Origin of the sequence: Janthinobacterium sp. 344 (assembly GCF_900112025.1) — a bacterium.
Lineage (GTDB): Bacteria > Pseudomonadota > Gammaproteobacteria > Burkholderiales > Burkholderiaceae_D > Janthinobacterium.
On record NZ_FOKL01000001.1, the window covers coordinates 1,126,929 to 1,144,741 of the forward strand.

The following is a 17,813-nucleotide window of genomic DNA, read 5'->3' on the forward strand; positions in this document are numbered from 1 at the left end:
AGGACAGCATGGACAAGCTGCGCAGCATGGAAATCTTTGTCGCCGTCGTCGACCAGGGCAGCTTCACGGCCGCCGCCGAGACCTTCCGCATCTCGCCCGTGATGGTGGGCAAGCACATCCGGCAGCTGGAAGAGCGGCTCGGCACGCGCCTGCTGGCGCGCACCACGCGGCGGCAGCACCTGACGGAAATCGGCCGGCAGTATGTGGAACAGTGCCGCCAGATCCTGGCGCAGATCGCGGCGGCCGAAACGGGCGCGGAAGCCATGCGCGCCACGCCGCGCGGCAAGCTCAAAATCACGGCGCCCGTCTCGTTCGGCAGCGAACGCATCGCGCCGCTGATGGCCGACTACCTGGCGGCCTACCCGGACGTGAGCCTGGAGCTGAATCTGAATGACAGGATGGTCGATCTGGTGGAGGAAGGATTCGATGCGGCCATCCGCATCGGCGCGCTCGAGGATTCCGGCATGGTGGCGCGGCCCTTGCGGCCCTACGCGATGGTGATCTGCGCGTCGCCCGCCTACCTGGCAAGGCACGGCACGCCGCGCACGCCGGACGACCTGGCGCGCCACGAGTGCGTGGATTTCATGCAGTGGGCGCGCCACATGCGCTGGCGCCTGAGCGGCAAGGAAGCGCGCCATGATGGCGTCACGGCCGAGAGCCGCTTCCGTTCGAACAATGGCCAGGCGCTGCGCATGGCGGCCCTGCACGGCTTCGGCATCGTCATGCAGGCGGAGATTTTACTGGCCGACGATATCGCGGCGGGACGGCTGGTGCCGCTGCTGGCCGATTACGTGCCGGCGCCGCGCCTGATGCACCTGCTGTATCCGCGCGACCGCCAGCCCACGCCGAAGCTGACGACCTTCATCGATTTTCTGCTGGAACGCTACGGGCCGGCGGCGACACCGCCACCGGCCACGCTCACGTAACTAGTTGGATAGCCTTGTCATTTTTTGCTCATGGTTGACCTTGCGACACCGGAAAAAACCGTAGCGAGCGGCAGTGATTTGTGGCCGAGAAGCGCAACCGTACTTTAGTACGGTGAGCATCGCCGGCCGCAAAGCGCGACGCGCAGTAGGTTTTATCTGGTGTCCTTCAATGCTGCCAGCCGGCGCCCAGAGAACGGGCCACGGCCACCGTCGCCAGCAGGCGCTGGGTCTTGATCTGCGCGGCGGCGCGGTCCGCCGCCAGCGAACTGCGCTGCGCATCGGTGACGTCCAGGTAGGTCGAAATGCCGCGCTCGTAGCGCGTGCGCGCCACCAGGTAGGCGCGCGCGGCCGCTGCCTGCGACAGGGCTTGCGCATCGCCCTGCAACTGGCGCTGCTCCACGTCGGACAGCGCATCTTCCACTTCGCGCAAGGCCGTCAACAGCTTGGTTTCATGGTTCGCCACGGCTTCCGCATAGCGCGCCTTGCTCAAATCCAGGTTGGCCTGGTTGCGGCCGCCGTCGAAGATGGGCAGGGACAGGGCCAGCGGACCAAAGCTGAACTGGCGCGAGCCGCCCTGCGCCAGGTCGCGCAGCTTTTCCGAGGCGTAGCCGAAATTGCCCGTCAATTGCAGCGACGGGTAAAACGCGCCTTCGGCCACGCCCACCTGCGCATTCGCCGCGCGCAGGTTCGCCACGCTGGAGACCAGGTCCGGGCGGTGCGCCAGTAGGCTGGCCGGCAAGCCGACAGGGATACTTGGCGGCAGCGGCAGGCTGGAAGGCTCGGCGGCCACCGGCAATTGCAGCGCCGACGGCGGCTTGCCCGTCAGCGTGGCCAGGCTGTTTTCCAGCTGGTTGCGCTGGCGCTTGACCTCGTGCAGGTCGGCCTGCGCGTTCGACAATTCCACTTTCGCGCGCGCCAGGTCCAGCTCATTCGTCAGGCCCGCATTGAAGCGCGCCTCGACCAGGTCGGCCGATTCGCGGCGCGTTTCCAGGGCGCCATTCAAAATGGCCATTTCCGCGTCGAGCCCGCGCAGCTGCCAGTAATTGCTGGCCACTTGCGCCGACAGCATCAGCAGCACGCCATCGCGGTCCGCCTGCGCGGCCAGCGCCTGCGCGTCCGCCGCTTCGACCAGGCGTTTCACGCGGCCCAGCAGGTCGACTTCATACGACAGCGAGCCGCCCACGGAGAAGTTGTTGCCGCTGATCGAGCGGTTGCCCAGGGCCAGGCCCTGCGAAGTGTTGGCCGAGGTGCGCGAGTTCGAGATGCCCGTGCTGACGTTCACGCTCGGGCCCTGGTTGGCGCGCGCCGTGCCGCTTTGCGCCAGCGCCTGCAGCAGGCGCTCGCCCGCCGCTTTTACGCCGGGATTGTCCTGCAGCGCGCTCTGTTCGAGGCGGTTCAGGGTGGCGTCGCCGTAGATGCTCCACCACTCTTTGGGCAGCTGCGCGGCGTCCGCCGCGGCCGCGCCGTGGCGGAAGGTGTCGGTGCCGGCCACATTGGCCGGGGCCGTGAAATCCTGGCCCACGGTGCCGCAGGCGGACAGCGCCACGGCAAGGGAGGCGGCCAGCGCGATTTTCGTCAATACTGTTTGCATGATGTGTACCTTCTTGTTCTTGAGGTGCTGCACGTGCGGACTGTGCGCGGTCAATGACCGCCGCCACCGCCACCGGGAGCTTTGAGTTTGTCGGCCAGCCACAGGGGCACGATACAGGCCAGCAGGATGGCGCCGATCAGGAAGAAGCCATCGTTGTAGGCCATCACATACGCTTCGCGGCGCACGATGCCGTCGATCGCCTGCAAGGCCTGGTTGCCTGCCGTGACGGCGTCATAGCCCTTGGCCATGAACGACGACGTCAGCTGGTCGATGCGCAGCTGCGTGGCGCTGGAATACGCGTTGATCGCCTCGCCCAGGCGCTGCGAGTGAAAATGCTCGCGGGTGCTCAGGGCCGTGGCCAGCAGGGCGATGCCGATCGAGCCGCCCAGGTTGCGCGTCATGTTGAACAGGCTCGAGGCGGACGGCATGTCCTTCGGCGCGATGCCCTTCATGGCGAAGTTCGACAGGGTCAGCATGACGAAGGGCTGGCCCAGCGCGCGCACCACCTGCGACCACAAGAGCTGGTCATAGCCGGTGGACGCATCCATGTAGGCATTCATCATGCATGAACCGCCAAACAGCAGCAGGCCGAACGAGCACAGGATGCGGTTGTCTACCACGGACGACAGCTTGGCCACGAAGGGCATGATGAACAGCTGCGGCAAGCCCACCCACATGATGACTTCACCGATCTGCATCGGCGAATAGCCGGCGATCTGGCCCAGGAACAGGGGCAGCAGGAAGGCCGAGCCGTACAGGCCCATGCCCGTCACGGCCGACAGCACGGTGGCGACCAAAAAGTTACGCTGGCCGTACAGGCCCAGGTTGACGAACGGTTCGGCGCGCGTGGCGCTGGTGACGACCCAGCCCAGGATGCCCACCAGGGCCAGCGCGGCGAAGGTGATGATGAAACCCGAGTCGAACCAGTCCTTCGAATTGCCCTCTTCCAGGAAAATGGTCAGGCAGCCCAGGCCCAGGGCCATGAAGAAGATGCCCAGCCAGTCGGCCTTCCAGAACATCTCCAGTTTCATCGGCTCCTTGTCCAGGCCATAGATCATGCCGGCGATCAGCAGCACGCCCGGCACCCAGTTGATGTAGAAGATCGACGGCCAGCCATACAGCTCGGACAGGTAGCCGCCCAGGGTCGGCCCCATGGCCGGCGCCAGGGTGGCCGTCAGGCCGAAGATGGCCATGCCGACGGCGCGCTTCGATGGCGGCAGCTTGAGCATCACCAGGGTGAACGCCATCGGGATCAGGGCGCCGCCCGTGAACCCCTGCAGCATGCGGAAGACGATCATGCTCTCCAGGTTCCAGGCCGTGCCGCACAGCGTGGAGAACAGCAGGAAGAAGGAGGTGGTGCCGATCATGTAGGTGCGCAGACCGAACACGCGCGCCAGCAGCGCGGTGAGGGGAATGACGATAATTTCCGCCACCAGGTAGGCCGTGGAAATCCACGAACCCTCTTCCTGGGTGGCCGACAGCGAGCCAAGGATATCCTTGAGCGAGGAGTTGGTGATCTGGATGTCGAGCACCGCCATGAAGGCGCCCAGCATGCCGGCGGCGACCGCCAGCCAGGTGCGTCCTGAGACTTTCTCGCTGATCACGGGAAACGCCGGCGTTGCCGCCGGTGTGGTGGAAGGGCTGCTCATGGAAACTTAGCGGGCGGCGGTCTGCGCGGCTGGCACGGCGGCGTGGCGCGGGGCCTCGGCCTTGTCCTGGGCCGACACGGGCTGGTTCACTTCCACTTCGGCGATCACCGACATGCCCGGCACCAGGCGGCCATTCATGGCCTTGATGTCTTCCGGCCGGAAGACGATTTTCACTGGCACGCGCTGGACGATCTTGGTGAAGTTGCCGGTGGCGTTATCGGCTGGCAGCAGGGCGAATTGCGCGCCCGACGCGGGAGCGAAGCTGTCCACGGTACCCACCAGTTTCTTGCCCGGCATGGCGTCGATGGTCACGTGCACGCTCTGGCCGCGGTGCAGGTCGGCCAGTTGCGTTTCCTTGAAGTTGGCGGTGACCCAGACGTTGTCCTGCACGATGGCCGTCAGTTGCTGGCCAGGCTGCACGCGCATGCCCGTTTCCACATTGCGCCTGCCGATGCGGCCGGCGACGGGGGCCAGGACGCGGTTGTACTGCAACTGCTGCTCCGCGTCCTTCAACTGCACGCGCAGCACGGCCACCTGGGCCTTGGCGACGTCGCGCGCAGCTTGCGCCGCGCCGATCTGCGCCTTGGCGGCCGAGGCGCTGTCGCGGCGGGCGGCCAGGTCGGCCACGGCGCTGGAGCGGGCCGCGTTGGCCGCATCGAGTTCCGCTTTCGAGACGGCTTTCATCTGGCTCGTGTACAGCTGGCCATAGCGCTCGGCATCCTGCTTCGCACGCAGCAGCTGCGCATCGGCCTGCGCCACCTGCGCCTGGGCCGCGCTCGCTTGCGCCTGCACTTGCGCGATCTGCGCGTCCGCCTGCAGCACTTGCTGCTCGGCGCTGGCGATTTGCGCGGCGATCTGTTCGGTCTTCACGCGCTGGTCGAAGGGATCGAGTTCGGCGATCACGTCGCCCTCTTTCACCACCTGGTTATCGTCGATGAAGACCTTGGTGACGACGCCGGAAATGCGCGCCGAGACAGGGTGCACGTGGCCGGAGACATAGGCGTTTTCCGTTTCCACGAAATAGTGGCTGCGGTACCACATGCGCGCGCCGGCGCCCAGGGCGACCAGGACGATCAGGCCGGCGATGATTTTCACGCGGTTGTTCGGTGCGGCGGAGCTGGCAGGTGCGGCGGGCGTGGACGGTGCGGCGGGGGCCGCGGGTGGGACGGCGCTAAGCACTTTTTGTTCTGCTTGGCCAGGCTGGTTCGACATACTGCGCTCCGAAATGAAATGATATCTGTTCATTATTGGACAAAGAAAAGGCAAAGTCAAGAAATGAAACGATTGCATTTCATTTTAATTTGCACTACAGTGTGAGCCATCACTCACCTTCCAACCTGTAAAGAGACCCCGACCATGCCCGATCCCGGCCTCAGCGATACCATGCCCACCGACAGCCATGCCGACACTGCTGCGCACGACACTCAGGAGCTGAGCTGCTGCGGCAAGCCGGCCGGCCGCCCGCGCGCCGCCGACATGGAGGCGCGCATGGAAAACCTGCTGCACACGGCTGGCTGCCTGTTCCTGGAAAAGGGCTATGGAAAAGTGAGTCTGGAAATGATCGCCCGCGAAGCGCACGTGGCGGTGCGGACGATTTATGTGAAATTTGGCGGCAAGTCAGGCCTGTTCAATGCCGTGGTGGAACTGCGCCGCGCCGCCTATTTCTCCACCATGCCGGCGCTGGAAACGGACATGCGCCCGCTGAACACCATCCTGAGCGAGTTCGGCCTGCTGTTCGTGCAACTGGTGACGATGCCGGCCGCCATCCGCCTGAACCGCATGGTGGTCGCCGAGGCGGCCACGCACCCGGACCTGGCGGAAACGTTTTACAAGGTGGGACCGGGCCAGACGCGCGAATTGCTGACCCGTTTCTTCAGCCGGCCCGATATCGCGCCGCTGTTTCGCGCGGAGCTGCCAGCGTCCGTGCTGGCCTTGCACCTGCTCAACTGTCTGCTCGGCGACCAGATGTCGCGCCTGCTGTTCCCGCCGCCGGCGCAACCCGATGTGGCGCAATTGCGCCTCAAGGTGGCAACCGGTCTCGATCTGTTCTTGCGTGGAACGTTGCGCGCCGCGCTGCCAGCCTGAGGCTGGCCAGGGGAACTCAGCCAGGGCGGCTGCAATCGTGCGGCAACGCCGCCTGCTCTGGCGCCGCTTCGGCGCGCTCGCCGCCCAGGCCCAGCGCGCGCAGGAAGGGCTGCGCCGCCGAGGCGCCATCAAGGCTGAGCGAGGACTCACTGCCATCGTAGCGCTCGGGGCCATAGCGCATCAGGTCGAACGAGGTTTCAAAGCGCTGCGCCAGAAAATAGGTGCGGAAGTAATCAAAGGCAAACGCCACCTGGCCATCGGCCTGCAGCAGCAAGCCATGGCGGTACAGGGGCGCCAGCCAGTCGGCGGCCGGCAAGCCCCAGCCCTTCACGGCGCAATAATCGCTGGTAAAACTCTCAAGCTGGGCCTGCTCCAGGAACAGGGTCTTGGCTTCGAACATGACGAAGGCCAGCTCGATCAGGAATTCCCGCGCATCGGCCGCGCCGCCCGCAGGCAGGCGCTGCGGCGCGGCCGCCTTGCCCAGCAAGCCATCGAAATACACGGGCTCGCCCGCCAGTTGCGGCAACAGGGTGGCGAACACATATTCCGCATCCATCTGTCCCGTTTCCTGGCCATTCGGCGTGTACAGCACCGACAGGGCGAAGTTTTTGCTCACTTCGTCGAACTCGCGCAGCGCCACCGTCCACTGCCTGGCCGCCACCGCGCTCTCGGCCGCCTCGGCGCCGAATTCCAGCACGGCATACGCGGCCATCTGTCCCTGCGTACCGTAGAGGCTGCCGGGATTGCTCTTGAACAAAATGCCAAGCGATTTCATCAGTGAACTGGCGTCGCCCGTATGCTGGTGGCCGTGAAAAACGGCGTGGATATTCTTGTAGCGCGCGCGCTGCTCCGCACCGGCCTGCTCATCGGCGGCAAAGAAGCTGAAGCCGGCACTGCCCAGCGCCGCGCCCGCGACGCCCTGCACGCGGCTGCCCGGCACCAGGTAAAAGCGCGCGCCGGGCAAGCTGGCCGCCTGCAGCAGCGGCCGCAGGAAGTATTCATAGACATACACTGGGGTGGTGCTATCACAGGCGTCCGGCGCCACCAGTTGCCCGGTAAAGAAAATCGCATCAATCTGCCGGCCCGTCGCCAGAATGGCCGCCACGTCCTGATACAAGGCGTGCAGCACCACGGCTTGCTCTTGTTCATCCGCCCGGCGCAAGCGGACATCGGAGATATGGAGGGCGGTAAATTTTTTCATTGTTGCAAAACTTTCACAGTACAGCCGAACTTGACCGGACACTGGCAACGTTCAGGGAAAAATCACACGCCCCTGGGCAAGCGCGAGCGAAACATGGTTACAGACCTCCATTCTGCCATTTTTTCCATGCGGCAATACTCACCAATTTTCACATGACGCCGCCGCGCCACGTTTTACTATCCCGAGGGCAAGGAAAATGAAAAAACCGGGAAAGCGTCCCGGTTTTTTTGTACTGAAAGTTAATTCTTTATCAGCGCTCAGCCATCAGCGCTTGCGCGGCGGCGGCAAGTCCGTGCACACGCCTGCTTCGGCGCGCTGGTGCCAACCTGCCGATCGAGTCGCCCAGGCTCGGATGCGGGTGGCGGCAGTTGCCAATAAAAAAACCCGCAATCGCTTGCGGGTTTTGGATGCTACGGCATAACGCTACAGCGCTCAGCCATCAGCCATCAACGCTTGCGCGGCGGTGGCAAGTCCGTGCACACGCCTTCGTACACTTCAGCTGCCATGCCGATCGACTCGCCCAGCGTCGGGTGCGGGTGGATGGTCTTGCCGATGTCGGTGCCGTCGCAGCCCATTTCGATGGCCAGCGCGATTTCGCCGATCATGTCGCCCGCATGCGTGCCGACGATGGTGCCGCCGATGATGCGGTGCGTTTCCGCGTCGAACAGCAGCTTGGTGAAGCCTTCGGCGCGGCCGTTGGCCACGGCGCGGCCGGAAGCGGCCCACGGGAAGTGGCCCTTCTCGACCTTGATGCCCTTGGCTTTCGCTTCGTCTTCCGTGATGCCGGCCCATGCCACTTCCGGATCCGTGTAGGCGACCGACGGGATCACCTTGACGTCGAAGTGCGACTTCTGGCCGGCGGCCGCTTCGGCTGCCACGTGAGCTTCATGCACGGCCTTGTGCGCCAGCATCGGCTGGCCCACCAGGTCGCCGATGGCGAAGATGTTCGGCACGTTGGTGCGCATCTGGCTGTCGACTTCGATGAAGCCGCGGTCGGTGACGTTCACGCCGGCCTTGTCGGCAGCGATCTTCTTGCCGTTCGGGCTGCGGCCCACGGCGACGAGCACCAGGTCGTAGACTTGCGGCGCCGGTGCCGTGGCACCCGCTTCGGCCGCTTCGAACGTGACCTTGATGCCTTCCGGCAGTGCCTCGACAGCCACCGTCTTGGTCTTGGTCATGATGTTGTCGAAGCGCTTTTCATTGAACTTCTGCCACACCTTGACGGCGTCGCGGTCCGCGCCCTGCATCAGGCCATCCATCATTTCGACCACGTCGATGCGCGCGCCGAAGGTGGAGTAGACCGTCGCCATTTCCAGGCCGATGATGCCGCCGCCGATGACCAGCATGCGCTTCGGGATCTGGCGCAATTCCAGCGCGCCCGTCGAATCGACGATGCGCGGGTCTTCCGGCACGAAGGGCAGCTTCACCACGGACGAACCGGCGGCGATGATGGCCTGCTTGAACTGCACGACCTTTTTCGAGCCGTCGCCTGCCGTCACTTCGATGTGGTTCGCGGAGAGGAACTGGCCCACGCCCGTCACCACTTGCGTCTTGCGCGCCTTGGCCATGCCGGCCAGACCGCCCGTCATGTTCGAGATGACGCCTTCCTTGTACTTGCGTACCTGGTCGATGTCGATGCTCGGCTTGGCGAACGTCACGCCCGTATTCGACATGTGCGCCGTTTCGTCGATGACGGATGCCACGTGCAGCAGCGCCTTCGACGGGATGCAGCCCACGTTCAGGCACACGCCGCCCAGGGTGGCGTAGCGCTCGACGATGACGGTGCTCAGCCCCAGGTCGGCCGCGCGGAACGCCGCCGAGTAGCCGCCAGGACCGCCGCCCAGCACCATCATGTCGACATCGATGTCGACCTGGCCGCTGTAACTGCCGGCCGGAATGGCGGCAACGGCCGCAGGGGCCGGTGCTGCTGCGGCCGGAGCGGCTGCCGCTGGCGCAGGCGCGGCCGCTGGCGCAGCTGCGGGAGCGGCGGCACCTTCCGACGCTTCCACCACCAGCAGCGCGCTGCCTTCGGCGATCTTGTCGCCGACCTTGACCTTGACTTCCTTGACGACGCCGGCGTGGGTCGAAGGGATCTCCATGCTGGCCTTGTCCGATTCGACCGTGATCAGCGACTGGTCCACCTTGATGGTGTCGCCCACCTTGACCATCAGTTCGATGACTTCGACTTCCTTGAAGTCGCCGATATTCGGTACTTTTACCTCTACTGTGCTCATCAATCGCTCCTTACAGCAGAATTTTGCGCATGTCGGCCAGGACTTCGCCGAGGTACACGGAGAATCGCGCGCCCATCGCGCCATCGACCACGCGGTGGTCGTAGGACAGCGAGGTGCCCATCATCAAACGCGGCTGGAAGGCCTTGCCATCCCATACCGGCTTGATCGAGGCTTTCGACAGACCCAGGATCGCCACTTCCGGCGCATTCACGATCGGCGTGAAGTGCGTGCCGCCGATGCCGCCCAGGGACGAAATCGTGAAGCTGGCGCCCTGCATGTCGGCCGGTTTCAGCTTGCCTTCGCGCGCCTGCAGCGACAGTTCCGTCATTTCGCGGGCGATCTGCGAGACCGACTTCTGGTCCGCGCCCTTGATCACGGGCACCACCAGGCCGTTCGGCGTGTCGGCCGCGAAGCCGATGTTGTAGTACTGCTTGAGGATCAGGTTTTCGCCCTTGGCATCCAGGGACGCGTTAAACGCGGGGAATTTCTTCAGCGCGGCGACGGAGGCCTTGATGACGAATGCCAGCATGGTCAGCTTGGCCGCATCCTTGTTCTTCGCATTGGCCGCGTTGGTATCGACGCGGAATGCTTCCAGGTCAGTCACGTCCGCTTCGTCGAACTGCGTGACGTGCGGGATCATGACCCAGTTGCGGTGCAAATTCGGACCCGAGATTTTCTTGATGCGCGACAGCGGCAGCAATTCGGTCGCGCCGAACTTGGCAAAGTCCAGCGACGGCCATGGCAGCAGGTCCAGGCCCACGCCCGAACCGCCTTTGGCGACCGGGGCACTGGCAGCGCCTGGCGAGGCGACGGCGCCCGACATCACGCCCTTGACGAAATTCTGCACGTCTTCCTGGGTGATGCGGCCCTTCGGACCGGAACCGCCGACCAGCGCCAGTTCCACGCCCAGTTCGCGCGCGAACTTGCGGATCGACGGCGACGCGTGCGCCAGCTTGCCGTTAACGGCAGGCGCGGCGGCAGTTGCCGGGGCAGCAGCAGGCGCGGCGACCGGTGCCGCAGCGACGGCGGCCGCTGGTGCGGCGGCAGCTTGCGCGGCCGGCGCAGGCGCGGCGGCAGGGGCTACGGCAGGGGCGGCGCCACCCGTCGTTTCCACCACCAACACCAGGCTACCCTTGGCGACCTTGTCGCCGACCTTGACCTTCAATTCCTTGACGACACCGGCGTGGCTCGATGGGATTTCCATGCTGGCCTTGTCCGATTCGACCGTCAGCAGCGACTGGTCGACCTTGATCGTGTCGCCCACCTTGACCATCAGTTCGATGACTTCGACTTCCTTGAAGTCGCCGATATCGGGCACGGTCACGTCCACCAGGGCCGGCGCGCCGGCAGGGGCGGCAGGCGCTGGCGCGGCCGCAGGAGCGGCGGCGGGGGCGGCTTCGGCGGCAGGTGCCGGGGCGGCAGCGGCGGCTGGCGCAGGGGCCGAGGCGTCGTCCGCCACTTCCAGCAGCAGGACCAGCGAACCTTCGGCGATCTTGTCGCCCACGTTGACTTTCAATTCCTTGACGACACCGGCGTGGCTCGATGGGATTTCCATGCTGGCCTTGTCCGATTCGACGGTGATGAGGGACTGGTCGACCTTGACCGTATCGCCTGGCTTGACCATCAGTTCAATGATCTCGACTTCCTTGAAATCGCCGATATCCGGGACTTTGACTTCCACAATGCTCATAGCTTGCTCCGTTATTTTATTTGTCAGATGGACCCGCGCACACGCCAGGGCGGCGCTTGCGCACTGCCCTGGCGTGATCGGATCACTTAACGATTACTGGGTCACCGGATTCGGTTTGTTCGCGTCGATGCCGTACTTGGCGATCGCCTGCTCCACCACCGACACGTCGATCTTGCCTTCGTCGGCCAGCGATTTGAGCGCGGCCACGGTGACATAATAACGGTTCACTTCGAAGAACTCGCGCAGTTTGGCGCGGCTGTCCGAGCGGCCAAAGCCATCGGTGCCCAGCACTTTGTAGGTGCGGCCCTTCGGCATGAAGGCGCGGATCTGTTCTGCAAACGCGCGCATGTAGTCGGTCGTGGCGACGATCGGGCCGTCCGTGTCCTGCATCAGCGACGTCACGTATGGCACGCGCTGCTCTTTCGACGGGTTGACCATGTTCCAGCGTTCCGCATCCTGGCCATCGCGGGCCACCAGGGTCAGCGACGGTGCCGACCACACGTCGGCGGCCACGCCCCAGTCGTTTTCCAGCAATTCGGCGGCGAAGATCGATTCGCGCAGGATGGTGCCGCAACCGATCAGCTGTACGCGCAGCTTGGCGTCAGCCTTGCCTTCCTGCAGCTTGTACATGCCTTTCAGGATGCCTTCTTCCTGGCCCGGCTTGATGCCTGGCTGGGCGTAGTTCTCGTTCATGATCGTGATGTAGTAGAACACATCTTCCTGGTTGGCGATCATGCGGCGCAGGCCGTCCTGGATGATGACGGCGACTTCATGGCTGAAGGTCGGATCGTACGGCATGCAGGTCGGGATGGTGGCGGCGAAGATATGGCTGTGGCCATCTTCGTGCTGCAAGCCTTCGCCGTTCAGCGTCGTGCGGCCAGCCGTGCCGCCCATCAGGAAGCCACGGGCGCGCATGTCGGCCGACGCCCACACCTGGTCGCCGATGCGCTGGAAGCCGAACATCGAGTAGAAGGTGTAGAACGGGATCATGATGCGGTCGTTGGTCGAGTACGACGTCGCCGCGGCGATCCACGAGCTCATGCCGCCCGCTTCGTTGATGCCCTCCTGCAGGATCTGGCCAGCCTTGTCCTCGCGGTAGTACATGACCTGGTCCTTGTCGACCGGCTCGTACAACTGGCCTTTCGGATTGTAGATGCCGATCTGGCGGAACAGGCCTTCCATGCCGAAGGTACGCGATTCGTCGACCAGGATAGGCACCACGCGCTGGCCCAGGTTCGGGTCTTTCAGCAGGGTCGAAATGACGCGCACGAACGCTTGCGTGGTGGAGATTTCACGGCCTTCTGGCGTGGCGTCCAGCACGTTTTTAAAGGCATCCAGGCCAGGCACGGGCAGCGTTTCTTCCGCTTTCTGGCGGCGCTGCGGCAGGTAGCCGCCCAGGGCCTTGCGGCGCTCGTGCAGGTAGACCATTTCCGGCGCGTCGTCGGCAGGCTTGAAGAACGGGATGTCGGCCAGCTTGTCGTCCGGGATCGGCAGCGAGAAGCGGTCGCGCATTTCGCGGATGGCTTCGTCGTCGAGTTTTTTCGTCTGGTGCGCCGTGTTGCGCGCTTCGCCCGACTTGCCCATGCCGTAGCCCTTGATGGTTTTCACCAGCAGGACGGTCGGCTGGCCCTTGTGTTCCTGGGCGATCTTGAAGGCCGCGTAGATCTTGTGCGGATCGTGGCCGCCACGGGTCAGGCGCCAGATGTCGTCGTCCGTCATGTTGGCAACCATTTCCAGCAGCTTCGGGTGCTTGCCGAAGAAGTGCTTGCGCACGTAGGCGCCATCTTTCGCCTTGTAGTTCTGGTATTCCCCGTCGACGGTTTCCATCATCACGCGCTGCAGGATGCCTTCCTTGTCCTGCGCCAGCAGGGCGTCCCAGCCCGGACCCCAGATGACCTTGACGACGTTCCAGCCGGCGCCACGGAATTCGCCTTCCAGTTCCTGGATGATCTTGGTATTGCCGCGCACCGGGCCGTCCAGGCGCTGCAGGTTGCAGTTGACCACGATGACCAGGTTGTCGAGCATGTCGCGCGCGGCCAGGCCGATCGCGCCCAGCGATTCCGGCTCGTCCATCTCGCCATCGCCGCAGAAGGCCCAGACCTTGCGGTTGTCGGTCTTGGCGATGCCGCGTGCGTGCAGGTATTTCAGGAAGCGCGCCTGGTAGATCGCCATGTGCGGGCCCAGGCCCATCGACACGGTCGGGAACTGCCAGAAATCAGGCATCAGTTTCGGATGCGGGTACGAGGACAGGCCCTTGCCGTCGACTTCCTTGCGGAAGTTCAGCATTTGCTCTTCCGTCAAACGGCCTTCGAGGAAGGCGCGCGCGTAGACGCCGGGCGAGGAGTGGCCCTGGATGTACAGCAGGTCGCCGCCATGGTCGGCCGTCGGCGCATGCCAGAAGTGGTTGAAGCCGATGCCCAGCATGTTCGCCAGCGAGGCGAACGAGGACAGGTGGCCGCCCAGGTCGCCGTCGGCGCGGTTGGCCTTGACCACCATGGCCATGGCGTTCCAGCGCATCCACGAGCGCAGGCGCTCTTCGTATTCCAGGTTGCCGGGGCAGTGTGCTTCTTGTTTGGTGGGGATGGTATTGACGTAGGCGGTGGTGCTGGAGAACGGGATCTGGGCGCCACGGCGGCGGGCCAGGTCCACCAGGCGCTCCATCAGGTAGTGGGCGCGTTCCGGACCTTCGTTTTCCAGTACGGCTTCGAGCGCGTCCAGCCACTCCTTGGTTTCCTGCATATCCGGGTCGGTGCCGATCTGTGTCGTTACCTGGTTCAGTTGAGCTGACATCTGTTGAGTCTCCTTTGTGAACGCCCCACCCCGATTTTCCGGATCGCTGTCGGACGGTATTTCGCTGATTATTTACTATTAAGTCGGTTTAGTGTGGGGATTCTAACAGCGTATTTAGTATTTTTCAAATTACGATATAGCATTTCATATCATGAAATCACCCTATGAAATTTATGCTGCACTGCCGCAAATTCTGTCTGGAAATTAGGGTGAGCAGAGTGGCAAATAGCGGCGCCAACACCAGCATGCCGTGAAGCTGGCGCGCGCCTCTCCTTGAAAGGCAATCTCGGGACGGGTACGGTCCACGAGCACACCAGCAAAAGGATTGAACACCCCAGTCGTCCGCACAGGCTCCCCGGGCCAAGCGGGCCTGAAAAATGTCGAGGGCAAGGCGCGGCGACGCAGACAGTACGCCAGTACGGCAAGGAGCTGCAACGCCGCCATCGGCATTTTCTCAGGCCCGCGTCTCCGGCCCGCCGTTGTTACGCCTTGCGCTTATAAATGCATAGCACTGCTTAACGCCAAAACCGCCCCTTTGCGCCGCCCGGCTTTATAATCTGTCTTTTCCCTCCACAGCCCCCAGCCCCTACCATGCCAGCACAACTGATCGACGGAATCGCCCTCTCCCAAAAACTGCGCAGCGAGATCGCCTCGCGCGCCGCCGCCCTCACCGCCAAGGGCACCCAGCCCGGCCTGGCCGTGATCCTCGTCGGCGAAGACCCGGCCAGCCAGGTCTACGTCCGCAACAAAGTCAAGGCCTGCGGCGACGTCGGTTTCCACTCCGTGCTGGAAAAATATGAAGCGGACCTGTCCGAAGCGGACCTGCTGGCACGCATCGCCAGCCTGAACGCCGATCCCGCCATCCACGGCATCCTCGTGCAAATGCCCTTGCCCAAGCACATCAATCCGCACAAGGTCATCGAAGCGATCGCCACGACGAAAGACGTGGACGGCTATTCCGTCCTGAGCGCCGGCGAACTGATGACGGGCTTGCCCGGCTTCCGCCCCTGCACGCCGTACGGCTGCATGAAACTGATCGAAAGCACGGGCGTGGACCTGCGCGGCAAGCACGCCGTCGTCATCGGCCGCAGCAACACCGTCGGCAAGCCGATGGCCCTGCTGCTCTTGCAAGCGAACGCTACCGTCACCATCTGCCATAGTGCGACCCCGGACCTGGGACTGTACACGCGCCAGGCGGACGTGGTCGTGGCCGCCGTCGGCCGCCGCAACACCCTGACGGCCGACATGGTCAAACCGGGCGCCATCGTCATCGACGTGGGCATGAACCGCGACGATGACGGCAAGCTGTGCGGTGACGTGGATTTTGCCGGCGTGAAAGAAGTCGCGTCGCACATCACCCCGGTACCGGGTGGCGTGGGTCCGATGACGATCACCATGTTGCTGATGAATACCGTCGAGGCCGCCGAGCGCATCTAAGAGGAGCACCTGAGAAAACGTCCATGGCTGCGTTGCAGTGCCTTGCCGTACTATTCGTACTGCCTTCGGCACCGCGCCTTGCCCTGAACGTTTTTCAGGCGCTCCATATATGAAGACAGAATGGACGAACTGACGATGAATACCAATCCCCTGCTTGATTTTTCCGGCCTGCCACGCTTCGACGCGATCACGCACGAGCATGTCACGCCCGCCATCGATACCCTCCTGGCCCAGGCGCGCGCCACGGTGGCGCAGCTGAAAGCGCCCATGGAAGAAGTGAGCTGGGACAATTTCGTCGCGCCGCAGGACCAGATCGCCGAAACCCTGGGCCGCGCCTGGAGCATCGTCAACCATTTGAATAGCGTGATCGATACGCCGGAACTGCGCGCCGCCTACAATGCGAACCTGCCCAAGGTGACGGAGTTCTTGACCGAGCTGGGCCAGAACGAAATCCTCTTCGGCAAATACAAGCAATTGCAGGCCCGCGCCGATTTCGCCAGCCTGTCGCCGGCGCGCCGGCGCATCGTCGAGAATGCCGTGCGCGACTTCCGCCTGGGCGGCGCCGAATTGCCCGAGGACAAGAAAGAGCGCTTTGGCGCCATCCAGGAAGAACATGCGGCCGTCGGTACGCGTTTTTCCGAAAACGTGCTCGACGCCACGAATGACTACAAGTTGCTGGTCGACAATGAAGCCGAGCTGGCCGGCCTGCCCGACGACGTGAAGGCCGCCGCGCGCGCCGCCGCCGAGAAGGCCGGAAAGGCGGGCTACGAATTCTCGCTGCACTTCCCGTCGTATTACCCGATCCTGCAGTTTGCCGACAAGCGCGCATTGCGCGAAACCATCTACCACGCCAACGCCACCAAGGCATCGGACCAGGGCGACGTCTTCAGCAAGAAAGAAGACTGGGACAACACGCAGAACATCGTCACCCTGTTGCGCCTGCGCGACGAAGAGGCAAAACTGCTGGGTTACGCCAATTTCGCCGAAGTCTCGCTCGTCTCGAAGATGGCCACCTCGCCCGCGCAAGTCATCGCCTTCCTGGAAGACCTGGCCAAGCGCGCGCGTCCGTACGCCGAGAAGGACCTGGCCGAACTGAAACAGTTCGCCCGCGAAGAACTGGGCATCGCCGAGCTGCAGGCGTGGGACGTGCCCTATGCCTCCGAAAAGCTGCAGGAACGCCGCTATGCGTTCTCGGCCCAGGAAGTCAAACAGTATTTCCCTGAACACAAGGTGATCGACGGCCTGTTCCGCCAGATCCAGAATCTGTTCAACGTCGAGATCAAACTGGATACGGCGCCCGTCTGGCACCCGGACGTGCGTTTCTACCGCATCGAGCGCGACGGCAAGCTGGTGGGCCAGTTCTACCTGGACCTGTATGCGCGCGCGGGAAAAAGCGGCGGCGCCTGGATGGACGACGCACGCGGCCGCCGCGCCGATGCGCAGCACGTGCAAACGCCGATCGCCTATCTCACCTGCAACTTCACGCAGCCAGCCGTCGTCGATGGCCAGGCCCGGCCGGCGTTGTTCACCCACGATGAAGTGATCACCCTGTTCCACGAATTCGGCCACGGCTTGCACCACATGCTGACGGCGGTCGACGAGCTGGGCGTGTCGGGCATCGCCGGCGTCGAATGGGATGCCGTGGAACTGCCGTCGCAATTCATGGAGAACTTCTGCTGGGAATGGGAAGTGCTGGAACACATGACGGCGCACGCCGTCACGGGCGCACCATTGCCGCGCGCGCTGTTCGACAAGATGCTGGCGGCAAAGAATTTTCAGTCCGGCCTGCAGACCCTGCGCCAGGTGGAATTTTCCTTGCTCGACATGCATCTGCACTACGACTACGACCCGGCCACGGGCCAGAGCGTGCAGCAGCTGATCGACGGCGTGCGCGCCCAGTTCGCGCTGCTCATCCCGCCTGCCTTCAACCGCTTCCAGAATGCCTTCGGGCATATCTTCGCCGGCGGCTACGCGGCCGGCTACTACAGCTACAAATGGGCCGAGGTACTGTCCGCCGACGCCTATGCGGCCTTCGAGGAAGCCCGCGCGCTGGGACCGGCCGCCACCACGGCGGCAGGCAAGCGCTACCTGGAAGAAATCCTGTCCGTCGGCGGCTCGCGCCCCGCGCTGGAGTCGTTCACGGCCTTCCGCGGCCGCGAACCGTCGATCGACGCCCTGCTGCGCCACAGCGGCATGGCAGCTTGAATCCC

Annotated in this window: 12 protein-coding genes; 5 read left to right on the top strand and 7 right to left on the bottom strand. The window is 64.0% G+C overall.

What is annotated here, in order from left to right:
* The first annotated feature begins 8 nt into the window (after nucleotides 1–8).
* Nucleotides 9–926, top strand: coding sequence for a LysR family transcriptional regulator (locus BM193_RS05075; protein WP_092795879.1), 918 nt, complete (start codon nucleotides 9–11; stop codon nucleotides 924–926).
* A gap of 166 nt (nucleotides 927–1,092) precedes the next feature.
* Here the strand turns inward: BM193_RS05075 and BM193_RS05080 are convergent, their stop codons facing one another.
* From BM193_RS05080 to BM193_RS05090, 3 genes are read right to left on the bottom strand one after another with little or no spacing between them, the layout of a single operon-like run.
* Nucleotides 1,093–2,517: an efflux transporter outer membrane subunit gene (locus tag BM193_RS05080; protein WP_092797073.1), complete on the bottom strand. Its 1,425-nt coding sequence runs from the start codon at nucleotides 2,515–2,517 to the stop codon at nucleotides 1,093–1,095.
* A gap of 50 nt (nucleotides 2,518–2,567) precedes the next feature.
* The gene (locus tag BM193_RS05085) at nucleotides 2,568–4,166 is read right to left on the bottom strand and encodes a DHA2 family efflux MFS transporter permease subunit (RefSeq protein ID WP_092795881.1); all 1,599 of its coding nucleotides are present in this window, start codon (nucleotides 4,164–4,166) and stop codon (nucleotides 2,568–2,570) included.
* Nucleotides 4,167–4,172: 6 nt separating this feature from the next.
* A complete protein-coding gene (locus tag BM193_RS05090) occupies nucleotides 4,173–5,378 on the bottom strand; it encodes an HlyD family secretion protein (protein WP_092795883.1) in 1,206 nt (401 codons plus the stop codon).
* A gap of 144 nt (nucleotides 5,379–5,522) precedes the next feature.
* On the opposite strand from BM193_RS05090, the gene BM193_RS05095 reads away from it, so the two are divergent.
* A complete protein-coding gene (locus BM193_RS05095; protein ID WP_092795885.1) occupies nucleotides 5,523–6,251 on the top strand; it encodes a TetR/AcrR family transcriptional regulator in 729 nt (242 codons plus the stop codon).
* Nucleotides 6,252–6,267: 16 nt separating this feature from the next.
* Here the strand turns inward: BM193_RS05095 and BM193_RS05100 are convergent, their stop codons facing one another.
* Entirely contained in the window at nucleotides 6,268–7,452 is a 1,185-nt protein-coding gene (locus BM193_RS05100) for a hypothetical protein (RefSeq protein ID WP_092795886.1), read from the bottom strand.
* Between the two features lie 196 nt (nucleotides 7,453–7,648).
* Here BM193_RS05100 and BM193_RS28195 point away from each other — a divergent pair, with 196 nt between their 5' ends.
* A complete protein-coding gene (locus BM193_RS28195) occupies nucleotides 7,649–7,873 on the top strand; it encodes a hypothetical protein (protein ID WP_139176020.1) in 225 nt (74 codons plus the stop codon).
* 25 nt (nucleotides 7,874–7,898) lie between these two features.
* Here BM193_RS28195 and lpdA read toward each other — a convergent pair whose 3' ends face one another.
* The 3 genes from lpdA to aceE all read right to left on the bottom strand — a co-directional run bounded on the left by lpdA (nucleotide 7,899) and on the right by aceE (nucleotide 14,166).
* Nucleotides 7,899–9,686, bottom strand: coding sequence for a dihydrolipoyl dehydrogenase (lpdA, locus tag BM193_RS05105; protein ID WP_092795888.1), 1,788 nt, complete (start codon nucleotides 9,684–9,686; stop codon nucleotides 7,899–7,901).
* A gap of 10 nt (nucleotides 9,687–9,696) precedes the next feature.
* On the bottom strand, nucleotides 9,697–11,376 hold the full coding sequence (gene aceF / locus BM193_RS05110) for a dihydrolipoyllysine-residue acetyltransferase (RefSeq protein WP_092795890.1): 1,680 nt from the start codon (nucleotides 11,374–11,376) through the stop codon (nucleotides 9,697–9,699).
* Between the two features lie 93 nt (nucleotides 11,377–11,469).
* The gene (gene aceE, locus BM193_RS05115; RefSeq protein ID WP_092795891.1) at nucleotides 11,470–14,166 is read right to left on the bottom strand and encodes a pyruvate dehydrogenase (acetyl-transferring), homodimeric type; all 2,697 of its coding nucleotides are present in this window, start codon (nucleotides 14,164–14,166) and stop codon (nucleotides 11,470–11,472) included.
* A 591-nt stretch (nucleotides 14,167–14,757) separates the two neighbouring features.
* Between aceE and folD the strand changes: the two genes are divergently transcribed.
* Together folD and BM193_RS05125 are read left to right on the top strand one after the other, a co-directional pair.
* A complete protein-coding gene (gene folD / locus BM193_RS05120) occupies nucleotides 14,758–15,603 on the top strand; it encodes a bifunctional methylenetetrahydrofolate dehydrogenase/methenyltetrahydrofolate cyclohydrolase FolD (RefSeq protein ID WP_092795893.1) in 846 nt (281 codons plus the stop codon).
* Between the two features lie 135 nt (nucleotides 15,604–15,738).
* On the top strand, nucleotides 15,739–17,808 hold the full coding sequence (locus tag BM193_RS05125) for a M3 family metallopeptidase (protein ID WP_092797075.1): 2,070 nt from the start codon (nucleotides 15,739–15,741) through the stop codon (nucleotides 17,806–17,808).
* Nucleotides 17,809–17,813 lie beyond the last annotated feature (5 nt).

What these genes read in the sequence shown, in the direction of transcription:
- BM193_RS05075 (WP_092795879.1), top strand. Translation starts at nt 9, where the DNA reads ATGGACAAGCTGCGCAGCATGGAAATCTTTGTCGCCGTCGTCGACCAG.
- BM193_RS05080 (WP_092797073.1), bottom strand. Translation starts at nt 2,517, where the DNA reads ATGCAAACAGTATTGACGAAAATCGCGCTGGCCGCCTCCCTTGCCGTG.
- BM193_RS05085 (WP_092795881.1), bottom strand. Translation starts at nt 4,166, where the DNA reads ATGAGCAGCCCTTCCACCACACCGGCGGCAACGCCGGCGTTTCCCGTG.
- BM193_RS05090 (WP_092795883.1), bottom strand. Translation starts at nt 5,378, where the DNA reads ATGTCGAACCAGCCTGGCCAAGCAGAACAAAAAGTGCTTAGCGCCGTC.
- BM193_RS05095 (WP_092795885.1), top strand. Translation starts at nt 5,523, where the DNA reads ATGCCCGATCCCGGCCTCAGCGATACCATGCCCACCGACAGCCATGCC.
- BM193_RS05100 (WP_092795886.1), bottom strand. Translation starts at nt 7,452, where the DNA reads ATGAAAAAATTTACCGCCCTCCATATCTCCGATGTCCGCTTGCGCCGG.
- BM193_RS28195 (WP_139176020.1), top strand. Translation starts at nt 7,649, where the DNA reads ATGAAAAAACCGGGAAAGCGTCCCGGTTTTTTTGTACTGAAAGTTAAT.
- lpdA (WP_092795888.1), bottom strand. Translation starts at nt 9,686, where the DNA reads ATGAGCACAGTAGAGGTAAAAGTACCGAATATCGGCGACTTCAAGGAA.
- aceF (WP_092795890.1), bottom strand. Translation starts at nt 11,376, where the DNA reads ATGAGCATTGTGGAAGTCAAAGTCCCGGATATCGGCGATTTCAAGGAA.
- aceE (WP_092795891.1), bottom strand. Translation starts at nt 14,166, where the DNA reads ATGTCAGCTCAACTGAACCAGGTAACGACACAGATCGGCACCGACCCG.
- folD (WP_092795893.1), top strand. Translation starts at nt 14,758, where the DNA reads ATGCCAGCACAACTGATCGACGGAATCGCCCTCTCCCAAAAACTGCGC.
- BM193_RS05125 (WP_092797075.1), top strand. Translation starts at nt 15,739, where the DNA reads ATGAATACCAATCCCCTGCTTGATTTTTCCGGCCTGCCACGCTTCGAC.